Origin of the sequence: Stieleria neptunia, from assembly GCF_007754155.1 — a bacterium.
Lineage (GTDB): Bacteria > Planctomycetota > Planctomycetia > Pirellulales > Pirellulaceae > Stieleria > Stieleria neptunia.
Map to the genome: position 1 here is coordinate 7,103,965 of NZ_CP037423.1, position 15,175 is coordinate 7,119,139.

At 59.2% G+C, this 15,175-nt stretch carries 11 protein-coding genes; 4 read left to right on the forward strand and 7 right to left on the reverse strand.

Going from position 1 to position 15,175, the window contains the following annotated elements; translation table 11 throughout:
* Positions 1-123: 123 nt before the first annotated feature.
* Positions 124-3,222, reverse strand: coding sequence for an efflux RND transporter permease subunit (locus Enr13x_RS24705; protein ID WP_145389492.1), 3,099 nt, complete (start codon positions 3,220-3,222; stop codon positions 124-126).
* Positions 3,222-4,628: an efflux RND transporter periplasmic adaptor subunit gene (locus tag Enr13x_RS24710; protein WP_197455330.1), complete on the reverse strand. Its 1,407-nt coding sequence runs from the start codon at positions 4,626-4,628 to the stop codon at positions 3,222-3,224. Before Enr13x_RS24710 ends, Enr13x_RS24705 begins: the two co-directional genes overlap by 1 nt.
* Positions 4,629-4,939: 311 nt before the next feature.
* On the opposite strand from Enr13x_RS24710, the gene Enr13x_RS24715 reads away from it, so the two are divergent.
* Positions 4,940-5,308, forward strand: a complete 369-nt coding sequence (locus tag Enr13x_RS24715; protein ID WP_145389494.1) for a winged helix-turn-helix transcriptional regulator — start codon at positions 4,940-4,942, stop codon at positions 5,306-5,308.
* Between the two features lie 134 nt (positions 5,309-5,442).
* On the opposite strand, the gene Enr13x_RS24720 is transcribed toward Enr13x_RS24715, so the two are convergent.
* The 4 genes from Enr13x_RS24720 to Enr13x_RS24735 form a co-directional block, all read right to left on the reverse strand.
* A complete protein-coding gene (locus tag Enr13x_RS24720; protein ID WP_145389495.1) occupies positions 5,443-5,997 on the reverse strand; it encodes a hypothetical protein in 555 nt (184 codons plus the stop codon).
* A gap of 4 nt (positions 5,998-6,001) precedes the next feature.
* Complete coding sequence (locus Enr13x_RS24725; RefSeq protein ID WP_145389496.1) at positions 6,002-7,849, reverse strand: OPT family oligopeptide transporter; 1,848 nt, start codon at positions 7,847-7,849, stop codon at positions 6,002-6,004.
* A 74-nt stretch (positions 7,850-7,923) separates the two neighbouring features.
* Positions 7,924-9,126 (reverse strand): PP2C family protein-serine/threonine phosphatase, encoded by a 1,203-nt coding sequence (locus Enr13x_RS24730; RefSeq protein WP_145389497.1) that lies wholly within the window; start codon positions 9,124-9,126, stop codon positions 7,924-7,926.
* Positions 9,123-12,143: a protein kinase domain-containing protein gene (locus tag Enr13x_RS24735; RefSeq protein ID WP_197455331.1), complete on the reverse strand. Its 3,021-nt coding sequence runs from the start codon at positions 12,141-12,143 to the stop codon at positions 9,123-9,125. The genes Enr13x_RS24730 and Enr13x_RS24735 overlap by 4 nt, the downstream gene beginning before the upstream one ends.
* A 154-nt stretch (positions 12,144-12,297) precedes the next feature.
* Here Enr13x_RS24735 and Enr13x_RS24740 point away from each other — a divergent pair, with 154 nt between their 5' ends.
* Together Enr13x_RS24740 and Enr13x_RS39895 are read left to right on the forward strand one after the other, a co-directional pair.
* Positions 12,298-12,621: a cupin domain-containing protein gene (locus Enr13x_RS24740; RefSeq protein ID WP_145389499.1), complete on the forward strand. Its 324-nt coding sequence runs from the start codon at positions 12,298-12,300 to the stop codon at positions 12,619-12,621.
* 102 nt (positions 12,622-12,723) lie between these two features.
* Complete coding sequence (locus Enr13x_RS39895) at positions 12,724-12,861, forward strand: DUF2256 domain-containing protein (RefSeq protein ID WP_145389500.1); 138 nt, start codon at positions 12,724-12,726, stop codon at positions 12,859-12,861.
* A 124-nt stretch (positions 12,862-12,985) separates the two neighbouring features.
* Here Enr13x_RS39895 and Enr13x_RS24750 read toward each other — a convergent pair whose 3' ends face one another.
* On the reverse strand, positions 12,986-13,564 hold the full coding sequence (locus tag Enr13x_RS24750) for a hypothetical protein (RefSeq protein ID WP_145389501.1): 579 nt from the start codon (positions 13,562-13,564) through the stop codon (positions 12,986-12,988).
* Positions 13,565-14,091: 527 nt separating this feature from the next.
* Here Enr13x_RS24750 and Enr13x_RS24755 point away from each other — a divergent pair.
* On the forward strand, positions 14,092-15,084 hold the full coding sequence (locus Enr13x_RS24755) for a sialidase family protein (RefSeq protein WP_197455332.1): 993 nt from the start codon (positions 14,092-14,094) through the stop codon (positions 15,082-15,084).
* Positions 15,085-15,175 lie beyond the last annotated feature (91 nt).

Genomic DNA, 15,175 nt, shown 5'->3' on the forward strand with positions numbered 1-15,175 from the left:
AAACCATTGCCGAAAGGAACCGCCAATTCTGACGGATTGTCTAGAGTTTGCAAGTCAATTCGCCGCAAAATCCATTTCAACCGCGCGTTGCATGCTCGAGATCACTTGGCGTTCGCGACGTCATCACCGCCCCGTCGAGAGCGCCTGCCGTGCCCGTTGGAGCAACAGGTAGCAGGCCGGGATGTAGATCAGAGCGATCAGTGTCGCCCCCAACACGCCGCCGGCGATGACCACTGCCAGCGGAGGCCAGAAGTCGCCGCCGGCGATGATCAGGGGCAGGAATCCTCCGGTTGTCGTCAAGGTTGTGGAAAGGATGTGACGGGTGCTCGCGGTTACTTCGTCGACGATCGCGTCGATGTTGCCCCGCGATGCAATCGGGTTCGCCCGGATCGCGGCCAGGACCACGATGTTGTCATTGAGCGCCACGCCGACCAAACCGAGTGTGCCCAGAATCGTGTTGAAACTGATCGGAAACCCGAATCCCCAGGTGGACAGCAAACCGAGTCCGATCGACAGCAACGCAACGGTGCCCAAGAGGGCGGCGAGCACGACGCTGCGAAAGACCAGGATGAGCGTTGCGATCGTCAACGTGACCAGCACCGGTACGTATGTCCGTAGGTTTCCGATGGCCCCCGCCTCTTCCTCGGAATCGCCGCCGATCTCGATTCGGTACCCGGGCGGCAGCTCGAATCCAGTCTCGCCGAGAGCCCGGAGCACCTGACGAGTCACTTCGATCGGCAACGCATCATTGGTGACGTAGCCACGAATCGTATTGCAACGAATTCCGTCTTTGCGGCCGATGCCGCCGGTCTCGGGACGCAATTCAAGCCGGCCGAGCGACGACATCGGGATCCACCTGTCGGACGATGGCGACACCAGGCTGACCGACCGGATGGCGTCGACATCGCGTCGTCTGACCCGCGGATACCGCACCCGCACGGGCATTTCTTCGACGCCTTCGAGCACCGATCCGCCGACCGATCCCTCCAAATTCGCCTGCAACTGATCGGCAACATCGGCCAGCGCCAGGCCGGCCAATCGGGCAGCGTTTTCGTCCGTGTTCATCCACAATTTTGGCGTGCCGCGAGGCATCGTGACCCGCGTATGCAGCACGCTGGGATGCTCTTGCATCGCCAGCCGAACGCGCTCGCCCAGGTCCTGCAACGTCGGCAAGCTGGGGCCGTAAAGGTGGAATTGCACGGGAGCGTCAACCGGTGGACCTTGGGCGAACTGCGTGACAACGAGTTGGGCGGCCGGAAATTGAACGCCCAACTCATGCTGCAAGCTGCGAATCAGCGGTTTGACGCTCTCCGCATCCTTCGTGGTCACGGTGGCTTGCGCGTAGTTGGCCGCGCCGTCTTGGTTCATGACCAGGTTGTAGTAGACCGAAGGCGAACTGCCGCCGACCAACCAATCCACCGTGTCGACCGCCACGTAGCGACGAAGGGCCGCATCGATCTCCATCGCGACGCGGTGAGTGTTCTCCAGCGAGGATTCAGGTGGCAACCAGACTTGGGCGCGAAACATGTTGCGATCGACTCGCGGAAAGAATTGATTCCCCAATTGTCCGGCGAGCCCAAAACCGAGAAGTGCCGGAGCAATCGCGACAATGATCGCCGGCACGGGAAAACGCATCGCCACCGTCAACGTGCGTCGATACACCAGCGTTGCCGACGACCAACGCACACCGCCGGCATGCCAGACGGTCGGCGACCGGCAGTCTGATCTTGGCCGTCGCTGATCGAAGTCTCCGTAGCGGCCCGCCAACGCGGCGATCAAGGTCAACGCGATCACGAACGAGCAGACGATCGCCAGGATCACACTGACGCCGATCGCCCCCACGAAATCACCGATGTTTCCGGGCAGCAGCACGATCGGGGCAAAGGCGAAAACGGTCGTCAGGGTCGATGCCAGCAGCGGTGCAAACAAGTGACGCAGCGCGTCGCGCACCGCATCACGCGACGAAAGCCCCCGCTCGCGCGCCTTGCGAATCTCGTCGACGATTACGATCGCGTTGTCGATCAACAGCCCCAACGCGATGATCATTCCGAAGATCGACATCTGATGCAGCGACCCTCCCGTCAACAACAACAGAAACAGCGTCGCCCCGGTCACCAACGGCAGCGCCGAACCGACGATCAGCGAACTCCGCCAACCCATGAAGACCAGGATCACGATCATGATCACGCCGGCACCGGCTAACAGGTTGACCGCCAGTCCGCGAAGTCGCTCCGCGGTGTAAACACTTTGGTTGAAAACGGTCTTCAGCGCCAGTCCGCTACCGAGTTGTCGGCGATACCCGTCAATGATTTCCGACGCTTGATCGTTCCACCGGTCCACGCGGGTGCCCGGCACCATTCGGGCGGCCACAAAGACCGCGCGGTCGCCATCGGCAAGGGCAATTTCCCGTGGCGGTTGCTGCCACCCGCGTTCGACCTGCGCAACGTCCGACAGGCGGACGACTGAACCTCGTTCGCCTTCAGCGAGAGGAATGGACTCGATTCGTGCCACCGAATCGAAGGCACCGCTGACCTCCAGCGAAAGGTTCCGGTGATCGCTACGCAACAGTCCGGCCGGTTGTTTGGAATCGGCCGAGGCCAGCGTTTGAGCGACCTCGGCGGCCGAAAAGCCGAGGGCGGCAAGCTCGTTGATGTCCACATCGACGGTGATTTCTTCATCCGGATCGCCGTAAAGTCGCACGATCTCGGTGCCGGGCAACGTCCGCAGCCGGTCCGCAAGCTCTTCGGCCCGTCGCTTCAGAATGCCGAGCTGCGGAGGCGCCTGAGCATCCCAGACCAGCGCGGTGATCAGCGTGAACGCAACCGCCCCGCGTTGATCATCCAAAACGGGCCGGAGCGCACCGGCGGGCAACGGCGTGTCGGAAAGCTTGTCACGGATTTTGCTAAAAACTTTCGAGTTGTTGTCGGCATCGATTCGATCGACCAGCTCAATGGCGATGGTCGCGATCCCGGCGCGAGAATTGGACTCCAGCTTCTTGATTTCAGGAACCTCCTGAAGCGACTCCTCGATGCGTTCGGTGACCAGCGATTCCACACGCTGCGGACTGGCCCCCGGAAAGCGGGCGATGACGAGTGGATTTCGATTCGTCAGCCGCGGGTCTTCCAGTCTCGGCAGGGCGTTGAGCGCCGAAAGGCCCGCGACCAGGACGACGACGACAGAAATCCAAAGCAGATAGCCGTTTCGAAAAAAGATCATGCCCATCACTGGCTCTCCCGCAATGCGAGTCGCCGATCGCGCCACGCCGGGCGGACAGACTGTCCCGCGACCAGGCGGTGAACACCGGAGGCGACGATCTGATCGCCGGCACCGATCGCGCCCCGAACAAAGACCCGGTCGGCGGTCGTGTGCAAAACCTCCACGTCGCGACGCTCGACACGGTGCTGGACGCGATCGACCACGGATGCCGCTGGGGACAGTGCCGCTGGGGACAATGCCGCCGGGGACAGTGCCGCCGGGGACAGTGCCGCCGGGGACAGTGCCGCCGGGGACAGTGCCGCCGGGGACAGTGCCGCCGGGGACAGTGCCGCTGGGGACAGTGCGAAGACCGACCAAAGCCCACGGCTTCCCTCGGTCAGGGACTCGATGGGAATCCAGACACCTTCGCGACGCGTGATCTGAGCGATCTGAACCGTGGCGAGGTCGCCACTTCGGACCGCCAGACGGGGGCTGTCGTGTTCGTCGACCAGAGACAGCAAGATGTCAACCGTTCGTGTCGTGTCGGCGAGGTCGCTACGAATCGCTTTGATCACGGCAAGGTGAGTCTCGTTATGAATCGTCACCGGCAAACGTTCGCCGACCGCGAGGCTTGCGGCGGTAGCTGAGTCGACGCCGACTCGGATCTCGGGACAAGACATTTCCAACAGTCGTAGAATGGATTGGCCCGGCGCGACCACACGCCCCTCGTCGACAAATCGCTCTGCCACCGTCCCCGCAAAGGGCGCGAAGAGCTGAGACTTCCGAATTTCGACATCGATGCTGTAACGCTCCGCCTCGATCTGTCTGACAACGGCACGCTGTGTCATCACCTGCTCGGCGCGCGTTCCGTTCTCCAACTCCTCCAACAACGCCGTTGCCGCGTTGAGTGCCGATTGAGTCGCCTGGGCGGCGTACAGCGCCGATTCGTACTCCTCCGTGCTGGTCGCCATGCGGGGCAGCAGCCGACTTTGTCGATCGCGCTGCAGTGTCACGCGTTTCAATTCCGCCCCCAGACGGCTGACTTCGGCCCGCTGCGCCTCGATGGCTTCTGGCCGCGGTCCGGCGATCATTTCTTCCAGCGTCGCGCTGGCGGCCTGCAAACGAGCCGTGATTTCGTCACGCCGGGCCTTGAGCTGTTCGACGTCGAGTTCCGCCAGGGATTGCATCGCGTCAACCGTGTCGCCCTCGTCGACATTCACACGCGTAATGAGTCCCATTCGTTCAAAGCTCAACTCACTTTCACGCGCCGCCTCGACGCGACCGAGAAACGAAACCGTCTTCTCGAATCGGTCGGTGCGCTCGACCTGGATCACTTCCACCGCCATCGGAATCGGCTCCGCCGTCGACACGTCCCTTGCCGGCGAGATGGTGGAGCGCGCGAGGGTCAGTGCGGCAGTGGATCCGGCGAACAAGATCGTGATTGAAATCCAGGCCGTTGGACGCCGCGATCGCAACCCGACCGACGTCGGGCGCCTCCGCTCGCGACGCCGTTGCCGATGATCCCGCGACCTTGTCGGTCCCCCATTCCCAACGGCTGTCCCGGTGTCCCGAGTCAAGCTTTCTGTCACCTGCATGTTCGCTCCCAGAATGTGAAACGCGAATTCGTCCGAGCGGCGATCCTACCCTTCGCCCATCACTTGCGTTTTGCAAGTCGTGCACTTGCATTGTGCAAGTTCATGGCGTATGGTCAAGAGAGAAACGAGTTTTTTTCGGGCAAGCGGAAATGGCAAAGAAGAAAAAGAAGCAGACGGTCCATCGTCGGTCTCCCTGTCCGGTGGCGTGCACCCTCGATCTACTCGGTGACAAATGGACGTTGCTGGTGATTCGAGATTTGGTTTGTGGCAAGAGCCAATACAAAGAGTTCCTGGCGTCACCGGAGGGGATTGCCACCAACATCCTGGCCGATCGGTTGGCTCGGCTCGTCGAGCACGGGTTGGCCGAGAAATATCCGCTGCCGGAACAGCCCGGCCGCGATGTGTACCGGCTGACCCAAAAGGGCCAGTCGCTCCGACCGGTGATGATGAGCCTGGTGAAATGGGGGCTGGAGAACATCGATGGAACCGAAGCGCGGATGACCCCGAAGATCGAGTGATCGGTCAACCGGGCCGACCACCGGGTTCCGTGCGATTGGCTGATGCGTACCGAACGGACTGGGCGTCATCGAGACCGCGATGCGCTGCCAGAGTTCCCAATCGCCCTCTCTGAACACTCATTGGCGAGCCGGTGTCACACGTTTTGCTCTGCCCGCGCAATCAAGCCGCGAGCGTTGGCCAGGTGTTGGTGAGCGCGTCGGATGCTGGCGTCCACTTCGTCGACGTATCCGTCCGCCGCGGCCGACCAGGTTCGGTTGACGTAGCGTTCGGCCGACGCGAACTCGGTCATCACGTCGGCATAGACGGCCATTCCAAATCGCTTGACCAGAGCCTGACGCGCGTCGGCGAAGTCCGAAAGCGGCTCGGCACAGCGGTCATCGATGAATTTTAATGCATCCGCTGGCGGGCACTGCGAATTCTGGCAGAGTGTTTCCACGGCGTTCGACAGACAGGCCAAGCTGTCCGTGATGACAGAATACTCCGCTTCGGTCTTGTCGTCATCACGATGCTCATCATGCTTGGCACGTCGCAACAACGCGATCCCGACAATCCCGACCGCCATCGAAACCGCGTACCAAAGCCAGGGGACCGTTGCCCATTTGTCGTCTTGCAACTCCAACTGTGACACCGAAGCGAACGCACCGCCCAGAAAGCCTAACCACATCAGTATTTGGCCAAGTGCACGCATTGAACTACATCCACCTCGAGAGCTGTTGGCAACCGATCATCGCTGTTTCCGTGACTTCGGGTGCGGCGAAAAAGACCTGATAGAGCGCATTGCCGACCCCCACCAACGCTTCACCGACGATCAGCCCCGCGGCGATCGGAATGCCGACTTCGTGACCGAATTTGGCGCCGAGCGATTTGTCGGAGACGATTCGCAGCACGTTGCCGATGGTGTAGGTCAACGCGATCTGGAACGGCATGTAAAAACCCAGCGCGATCAGGACGCCGATGCCGCCCAGTCCGCTCATCGCCAGCAGCAATCCCAGCCCCGCGCCGGCGGTGTAACGATAGGCCGGAACGTTGTCGTTCAAGATGCCTTCGGTCACCGACGCCAATGCCTGGGCCTGTGGCGCCGGCAACTTGTCCGAGCCGATTTGGTACTGATTGTTCAACAGGAACATCAACGAAATCACGATCACCGGCCCCAACCAGGCACCGACGAACTGTGCATACTGCTGGCGTCTGGGAATGGCTCCGACCAAATACCCGCTCTTCAAGTCCAACATCATGTCGCTGGCCTGGGAGATTGCTAAACAAATTGCCGCTCCCACGACCATCGCGGCGGTGACCGTCGCGGCGGAATCGAGTCCTCCCTTGGCGACCAGGATCAGGATGGTCACCGCGATCAGCGTCATCCCCGACAGCGGCGACCAATTCGTCCGTCCGATGCACTCGGCGACGACAACACCGGCGACCCAAACCCAAAGGGTCCCCAAGACCGCCATCGCCACGGCCCGCCCCAGCGTCATCTCCGGCACCGATTTGAAGGCGATGAACACCATCACCAGCAGCCCGATTCCAATGGCCGAGTACAAAAACCGGATCGGCATCTCGTCGTTGTAGGCATTGACTCCCGCGTCCTTTTGCTGACCCGCGGCATGCATCGACTTGAACGCACTGGCGATCAACGGAAAGGCGGCGATGATCCCGCCGACGGCGGCACCGACCAGCATGCCGATCCCGAGCGGCTTGTAGAGCACACCGCGCATTTCATTCGGCGAGGACACCATCGCCGCAACGCCTTCGCTGCCGAACTGGCTCAAGAGTGGTGAAAGCAAAAAGTAACAGACAAACCCACCGCAGCCGAACCAGAAGCCGCCTTTGCCGGAAAGATAACCCACGCCGATCGTCATCACGGACAGGTACAAACTGATGTTCAGCATCGCGGGCAGGCCGAACTGGCGGCCGGCATGCCAATCGTGGTCTTCGCCCATGAAGGCCAGGACCAACAGATGGGCGACGCCGGACAACAGGGCCCCACCGAGCAACAGGACGGCTTTGCGAACCCCGGCGCCCGGCGATTTCAGAATCGTTGCGACGGCGATTCCGCCCGGATACGCCAGCCGATCAAAATCGATCATCTGCTTGCGGAGCGGAATCACAAACGCCAAACCCAATACACAGCCGGTGACGCAGGCCAAGATCATCAGCGGCGTGTTGAAATTCGCAACCGACTCAAAGCCGGGAGTACGGCTGAGAATAAACAGGGCCGGCACGGAAAACATGATGCCGGAGGAGGCACCGTTGACCGCCGACGCGATGGTTTGGTTGATGTTGTTTTCGACGATGCTGGTGCGACGCATCACGCCGCGTAAGACACCCCAGCCGAGAATCGCGGCCAGCTCGGACCCTTCGATCGCAAACCCCAGGATCAGCGCGGCGTAGCCGATCGAGACGGCGATCAGCGCGCCGATCGCCCAGCCGACCAGAACGGCGGTCCAAGTGAACTCCGGATACGGCCCGTGGCGAACGGGGATCGCCCCCTCCGCACTGGGAATCGACTGCGGGTCGTGTTGAGAATCAGAGTCCGACATAGGCCAGCACCACTCCTGGGGTCACCGTGAAGTGGCGTCAGCCTATTGCAATCTGACTCGTGTCGCAAGCTGTGTCAGTCATCAAGAAGTTGCATGGCGAGCAGCGAAATATCGTCGTCCGGCGTGCGACCTCCGCACCAACCCACAAGTTGATTGTTGAGCGACTGAACGTCTTCGTTCAGTGATTCGCGTCGCTCGCTGACCGCCGCAATCAGCCGGTCTTCACCGAAATGCTCGCCGTCGGGGTTCTGACAATCGAGCACGCCATCGGAATAGAGCATGACGCGATCGCCAGGGGCTAAACTCAAGTGTCGATCAGAATACTCTGGCTGATCGACGAGTCCGATCGGATACCCTTCCACTTGGACGATTCGTGGAGCATCGTTGGCAGGAATCACGACGGGGCCGGGGTGCCCAGCGGCGACATATTGCATCTCTCGCGTGCAAACGTTCAGGCATCCATAGAGCAAGGTAAAGTACTGCTGGCCAATTCCGTCCATCGGGAACTGTTCGTTGAGCGCGGATGCCACTTTGCTGGGTGATAAAAACGCAGTGTCGGAGGCCACGTTGGGAAATTGGCCAGATGAGGAGGTCGAAGGAGAAATGAAGCGACTTAACGTGACCGATAACAGGGCCGCTGGCAGCCCGTGCCCGACGACATCGAGCAAGTAGAACCCGATGTTGTCGTGGTCGAGCTGAAACACATTAAAAATGTCCCCTGCCAGTTCATCGCACGGCCGGAAAATCCACGCGAAGTCCACGGCATGGTTTTGCGGCAGGTCTCGGGGAAGCAGCGACTTCTGAATCCTCGCAGCCGCATCGAGATTACGCTTCATTCGTTGACTTGCCCGCTCAATCTCCTGGTTGGATCTTGCCAATTCTTCGTTCTTGGCTTTGAGCGAACGCTCGAGATTGATCACCCGTTCGCCGGCGCGAATCCGCACATCCAACTCATCGCGATCGTAGGGTTTGGACAAAAAGTCATCGGCACCACGAAGCATCCCCGTGATCAGGTCTGTCCGTTCGGATTTGCCGGTCAGCAAGATGATATACACATACCCCGTTTCCGGATGCGTTCGAATGCGACGGACCAATTCCAAACCGTCGACATCGGGCATCATCCAGTCCGTGATCACCATCGAGAATCGCTCTTGTTGCATGGTGCCCCAAGCCTGTGAACCACTCGACACCGCGACGACATCATGTCCGAGGCTCTCGAGTTGTGCCCGCAACAAATCCCTTGAGAATTCTTCATCTTCGGCGATCAGGATTTTCATTCGATCTGGCCCGCTGAGTAGGGAAGGAGTTCGTTCTTGAGACGCAGCATCGTTTTTTCAAGATCCAAGATAACATCGCCAGCCTTTTCGATGTCGCTCCGTTCGGCCATGGATTTCAAGGCAAGCAGTTCTGGTATACCCCCGGTCCCCACAAGATTCTCGACGGCTCCCTTGAGCCGATGAACGGCCTCCCGCAATCCGGCGGAATCGTTTTGCTTTGCTGAATCAACCACGCTCTCGATCAAACCGGGAAAACAACTCACGAAGTTGGAAATCAACCGGCATGCCGATGCCTGATCAACACCCACGCGAATCTGAAACTCCGTCAACGAGAAGAGGGGCGGTTCGTGGTCGCCGGGTTCGTTGAGGACGCGTTGGAGTTCCTGACAAAGTGCACTCCACACCACAGGCTTGCTCGCGTATCCGTCCATTCCTTTTCTCAAGCACCACTCCCGGCTGTCCTTCATCGCATGAGCGGTTAGCGCAACGATCGGTGTGCGATGTTGGGTGTTCGCCAACGATTCACGAATCCTTCGGGTCGCTTCGAATCCGTCCATGCCCGGCAACTGGATGTCCATCAAAATGACGTCAAATCGTTCTTGTTCGATGGCACGCAGCGCGTCGCCCCCACTTGCAACCGTGACGACCGAGTGGCCTCGATCTTCGAGGAGGTGATGCAACGTCAAACGGTTCGGTTCGACATCGTCGACGACCAACACGCGGAGCGGTTCCAGCGAAACCGTGTCCCGTTGCTGATCAGCAAGCGGTATTCTCTCCGTCGACACGCTTTCCTTAGGCTCGCTGAGGGTTGGAAATGTCGCATGAAAGTAGAATCGGCTTCCCTCCCCGACGCGACTCGTGACGGCCAGTGATCCTCCCATCAGTTCGACGATCTTTGATGCGATCGCCAACCCCAGCCCCGTTCCGCTTTGGTCCCGTGACAGAGAGGAATCGGCTTGTTCAAAAGGCTGAAAGATGCTTTCAAGGTGGCCCCTTGGTATCCCGATTCCGGTGTCAGCGACCTCGAACCGCAACACGCACCGGTCCTGGGAGGCGTCCTCGCAACGGACGCGGAGTTCAACACTTCCTTGGGAAGTAAACCTGATGGCGTTGCCGATCAGGTTGACCAACACGCGCCGCAACCTGGCAGCATCTCCGATCAGCCGCTTCGGGATATCACTGGAAAAAAGTGCGGCCAGTTGAATGTCTTTCTGCCTTGCTTCTTCGCGGAGCATCTTGACCACTTTGTCGCAGGTTTCGACGAGGCAGAATTCCGCCGGTTCCAGCTCGATTTTCCCGGCATCAATTTTCGAGAAATCGAGAATGTCGTTGATGACTTCAAGAAGCGACTGCGACGCATCGGCAATCGCACGGGTGCACTCGATCTGTTTGTCCGTGAGTGGGGTCGTCGCCAGCACTTGGTTCATGCCCATGATCGCCGTCATCGGCGTGCGGATCTCGTGACTCATCCGGGCGAGGAATTCGCCTTTGGCAAGGTTTGCCGCTACCGCGACTTCCTTCTCGTCGCGTAACGCCCGTTCCATTTCCGCGTGCGCCGAAACGTCATACATGATGCCTTGGATTCCCACGGTCCGGCCACTCATGTTGCGAACAGGAGAACGGGCAACATCAAAGACCAGCGTGCGATCACCGACTTCGTATTGCTCAGTCGATTCATAGACGCTTCCGGTCGACAGAATTCGATCGTCCGCTGCTTTCCACATGGCAGCAGCATGATCATCCAAGATCTCGCTGACGCGACGACCGACGACCTCGGATCTCGGCCGGCCGACGAACTGGCAAAAATACTCGTTGGCAAACACGATCCTGTCGTCCAAATCCTTTCGAAATGCCCCCAGTGACCGGCTTTCGACCAAGTTGCGGTACACGTCATACTCCGTCTTGGTTGCCAACAAGGCCCGTGTCCGTCTTTCGAGCACTTGCTCCAAATCGACGCAGCGGGAATGCAGGGCGACGTAAGCCCTCGAATGCTCGAAGGATTCAACTTCGTCCAATCCTGTCGGCTGAATCGACGCACCGCGTTGGTCCCCCAGAACCGATTGGATTGAATCGGCAAGCTCTCGCGCAGTGGAGTATCGATCACTGGCGTCTTTCTGAAGGCATCGAACGCACATGTTGGAGAGGTCTGGGGAGATCGACGGATCGATGTCGCGCGGTGTTCGGATTGGCCCTTCAAACAGTCTCTGAATCAAATTCGGTCCGGGCTCAAAGGGTTTCTTGGCGGTCAACAGTTCATAAAAAATGACACCAATCGCATAGATGTCCACGCGATGGTCGATCTGCTCCGGCTGTCCACGAATTTGTTCAGGCGCCATGTAAATTGGCGTTCCCACCGTCAGTTGAGCCCCGTCCATCGCATGATCCATCCCCATCGATGCGAGTCCGAAATCGATGACGTGGGGAATGCTTCGTTCGTCCATCAAAACGTTCTGGCAGCTGAGATCGCGATGAATGACATCCTGGCGGTGCGCATGATCCATCGCATCCGCGATTCGCAAGGTGATTTCGGCGGCTTGCCAAGGGGAGGGCGCACGGTTGACAAGCCATCGTGACAGCGGCTGGCCTTCGATGTAGTCGGTCGCCAGATAGCTACGCCGGTTGGCAATTCCGTGTGAATACAAGCTCACAATGTTCGAGTGATTCAACGTCGATAGAATCTCTGCTTCACGCGAGTAATGGCCGATCCGATCGTTCTCCTGCTCTTCATAGTGCGAGACCTTCAGGGCGACCGTCCGCCCCTGCTCGACCTCAACCGCCTCCCAAACGTCGCTGCGACACCCCTTGGACAAGTTGCTGACAAGCGAAAAGCCGGCCAGCTCCATGCCGCCTTGCAACGATTCCAGATGCGAACTCGATACGTGCGGATGGTCGGAGTCCAGCGTTTCGTCGAATGGGATCTCAAAACGCCCGCCGCACGAAGGACAAATGATGCCCGAAAGGTCAGCGTGCGGATCCAGTTCGACGATCTCAAAGCAATGGATACACTTGACCTTCACGGCGTTCAGTCCCCAATGAGTTGTGTAGGCGATTGGTGCAACGTTGACATGGACACACTCACCAGATTGTATGCCACACGAAGTCATATTTGCTGTAGACTTTCAACATCGCGGCCCCCGTCACACTGGAAATCTTCCTGCAATCGTCTCTCCAATGAGCTACAACTTCACACACCTGACCGACTTGGCCGCAGAAGTGGAACCACCCGAGGATGGCATCCTGACTCGCACGTTGCACAACGATGACGACGTGAAAGCTGTGATCTTTGGCTTTGGCAAAGACCAGGAACTGTCCGAACACACCGCATCGATGCCGGCAATTCTGCAGTTCATTCAAGGCGAAGCCACGCTGACGCTCGGTGAAGAAACGGTCCAGGCTCGACCGGGAGGCTGGATTCACATGGCCCCCGGTTTGAAACACAGCGTCCAGGCCAAGACGCCGGTGATCATGTTGCTGCTGTTGCTGAAGAAACAGTAGGCGGGAAGATCACCAACGCTGGGAAAGTCGAGTGCACGCGGTGGTTTCCACGAGCGCAGATTCATCTCCGCAGGAACTCCCACTTCATTCACGACCACCTCAATGTCTCACAAGAAACCGAACCTGCCAGAGAAGACATGCGCGTGCTGCGGAAGAGCCTTCACGTGGCGGAAGAAGTGGTCCAAGTGCTGGGAGCAAGTGAAGTACTGCAGCGACAAGTGCCGTCGCAACAAACAGTAGCAGCGGCACTCGATCGCTCCAGCTCATTTTTGCTCTCGTTCGTGATCCGATCCGACATCCTACCCTCTCGATGACGCTGAGATCAGAAAACCCAATCGCTCAACTCAACTCAATGCACCACTGACTACCGGAGCGTTCGGACGTTTGAGAAGGTAAGTGTGTGAATCGGGACGATCTTGGTGACGTGGGGCACGCCAAATTCGTTGGACCAGTATTCGAATTCATCAGCAAAGTCTTCCGCCTGAGCACGCTTGGGGAACGTGGCCTCGTAGGTCCACTGCGGCTGGACGGCTTGCTCGATGATTTCATAGTCGGTGATCTTGCCATCGTCGATCTGGTTTTCGGCGGCGTTGCGGGCACTCCACCAACTCGAAAACTTCCAAACGCCCCTGTCCGACCATGAACCGTGGTCCGCGCTGCCCAGCCATTGGAAGCGATGCACGAAGTCCCAGGTGCCGGTGTCGGCATCACGGCCCACAATGACGAACTCGGTTTGCCCGGTGACATCCGGAGCCGAATAGACCTCGTAGTCGTACATCATGTCCAGGAATGCGGCCCTGGAGATGGTGGACTCGGCGGCGATCACGTCGGGCTTGACGGTGGAGATCGGCTGAAGGGATCCGGCCCGCGGGGCCTCGGCGTGAACCATCGAGCCGAGGCAGGTCAGGAGTACAGCAAACGACAGGGAAAGAATGGGTTTCATGGTCACCGCTCGTTGTTCGAGATTTTGAGAGACAGACGGCCTGTCCTAAACTCCAAGCGATACCGTGGTGGCGTTGTTACAGGAAATCCAGAACTCACGGCGCAGGCCAATCGTCAGGCGGGGCAAAACGATGGGGGCGAAACAATACAGCGTGGACGAGGGCTGACCGGACGGATGGCAGAATCATTCGGGGCAGAATGATGAAGGGAGAGGAGGGAGAGGAGGGAGACAAGGAGACAAGGAGACAGGGAGACAAGGGCAGAGCGACAGATCGGAAGGCGGAGTTCCAGTTGCCACTCCATCATTCTGCCACTCCATCATTCTGCCACTCCATCATTCTGCCACTCCATCGTTTTGCCACTCCATCGATTTGCCCCATCGATTTGCCCCATCGTTTTGCCCCCATCGTTTTGCCCCCATCGTTTTGCCTCCATCGTTTTGCCTCCATCGTTTTGCCCCCGTCGTTTTGCCATTCCGCTAGAATGCCCGTCTCCCTTCCCCCCTCAAGCCCACCAAGGATCTCCATCATGAATCGCGTTTCATCGTTTTTCGTATCAATTCTCTTGCCCGTCGCACTCTTGGCGGCCGACGACTTGCCCAAACCAGTGCTCGTCGACGCGCAACGCATTTGGGACGCGGCGCCTCACAACGCGTTTACCGACTTGGTGCGTTTCCAGGACCGTTGGTACTGCGTTTTCCGCGAAGGGCAAGGACACGTGTCGCCCGACGGTGCGCTGCGGGTGCTGACTTCGAGCGACGGCGAAACCTGGGAATCGGCGGCGCTGGTCACGTCGGAAGACTACGACCTGCGCGACGCCAAAATCACCGTCACGCCCGACGACCGATTGATGTTGGCGGGCGCCGGAGCGTCTGACACACCGGAAGGACGGCACCACCAATCGCTCGTCTGGTTCTCCGAAGACGGCGCCAACTGGAGTGCTCCAACCGCGGTTGGTGATCAAGACAACTGGCTCTGGAGGATCACCTGGCACAAAGGGAATGCGTACGGTTTCGGTTACGGTTGCGGCAAGGGCGATCGGGGGCTGCGGCTGTTCAAAAGTTCGGATGGAAAGACTTTCGATCCATTGATCGAAAATGTCGCCGTCGAAGGCACGTACCCCAACGAAACGTCGATCGTTTTCCTTCCCGACGACACGGCGTACTGCCTGTTGCGTCACGACGGCAAGCCCAACGCCGGAAACCTCGGCACGTCGCGTCCGCCGTACACGCAGTGGGACTGGAAGAACCTGGGCGTGCGTCTGGGCGGGCCGGACATGATCCAGTTGCCCGACGGCCGTTTCGTCGCCGTGGTCCGTCTGTACGATTCGCCCGTCCGAACGTCACTCTGTTGGCTCGATCCCGAAAACGGCAGCCTGACCGAAGCACTGAAACTGCCATCGGGCGGAGACACCAGTTACGCGGGACTGGTCTGGCACGATGACATGCTATGGATCAGTTACTACTCGTCGCACGAAGGCAAGACGAACATTTATCTGGCCAAGGTCCGTTTCGAAAAGTAGGGAACAGCGGATCAATCCGCTTGCGGAGCAGCCCCCCCGAGAGGCCAGCGTTGTGAAGCATTTTCCCCATGTGTTTCTGGAGGTTTTAGCG

What these genes read in the sequence shown, in the direction of transcription:
- Enr13x_RS24705 (WP_145389492.1), bottom strand. Translation starts at nt 3,222, where the DNA reads ATGGGCATGATCTTTTTTCGAAACGGCTATCTGCTTTGGATTTCTGTC.
- Enr13x_RS24715 (WP_145389494.1), top strand. Translation starts at nt 4,940, where the DNA reads ATGGCAAAGAAGAAAAAGAAGCAGACGGTCCATCGTCGGTCTCCCTGT.
- Enr13x_RS24720 (WP_145389495.1), bottom strand. Translation starts at nt 5,997, where the DNA reads ATGCGTGCACTTGGCCAAATACTGATGTGGTTAGGCTTTCTGGGCGGT.
- Enr13x_RS24725 (WP_145389496.1), bottom strand. Translation starts at nt 7,849, where the DNA reads ATGTCGGACTCTGATTCTCAACACGACCCGCAGTCGATTCCCAGTGCG.
- Enr13x_RS24730 (WP_145389497.1), bottom strand. Translation starts at nt 9,126, where the DNA reads ATGAAAATCCTGATCGCCGAAGATGAAGAATTCTCAAGGGATTTGTTG.
- Enr13x_RS24740 (WP_145389499.1), top strand. Translation starts at nt 12,298, where the DNA reads ATGAGCTACAACTTCACACACCTGACCGACTTGGCCGCAGAAGTGGAA.
- Enr13x_RS39895 (WP_145389500.1), top strand. Translation starts at nt 12,724, where the DNA reads ATGTCTCACAAGAAACCGAACCTGCCAGAGAAGACATGCGCGTGCTGC.
- Enr13x_RS24750 (WP_145389501.1), bottom strand. Translation starts at nt 13,564, where the DNA reads ATGAAACCCATTCTTTCCCTGTCGTTTGCTGTACTCCTGACCTGCCTC.
- Enr13x_RS24755 (WP_197455332.1), top strand. Translation starts at nt 14,092, where the DNA reads ATGAATCGCGTTTCATCGTTTTTCGTATCAATTCTCTTGCCCGTCGCA.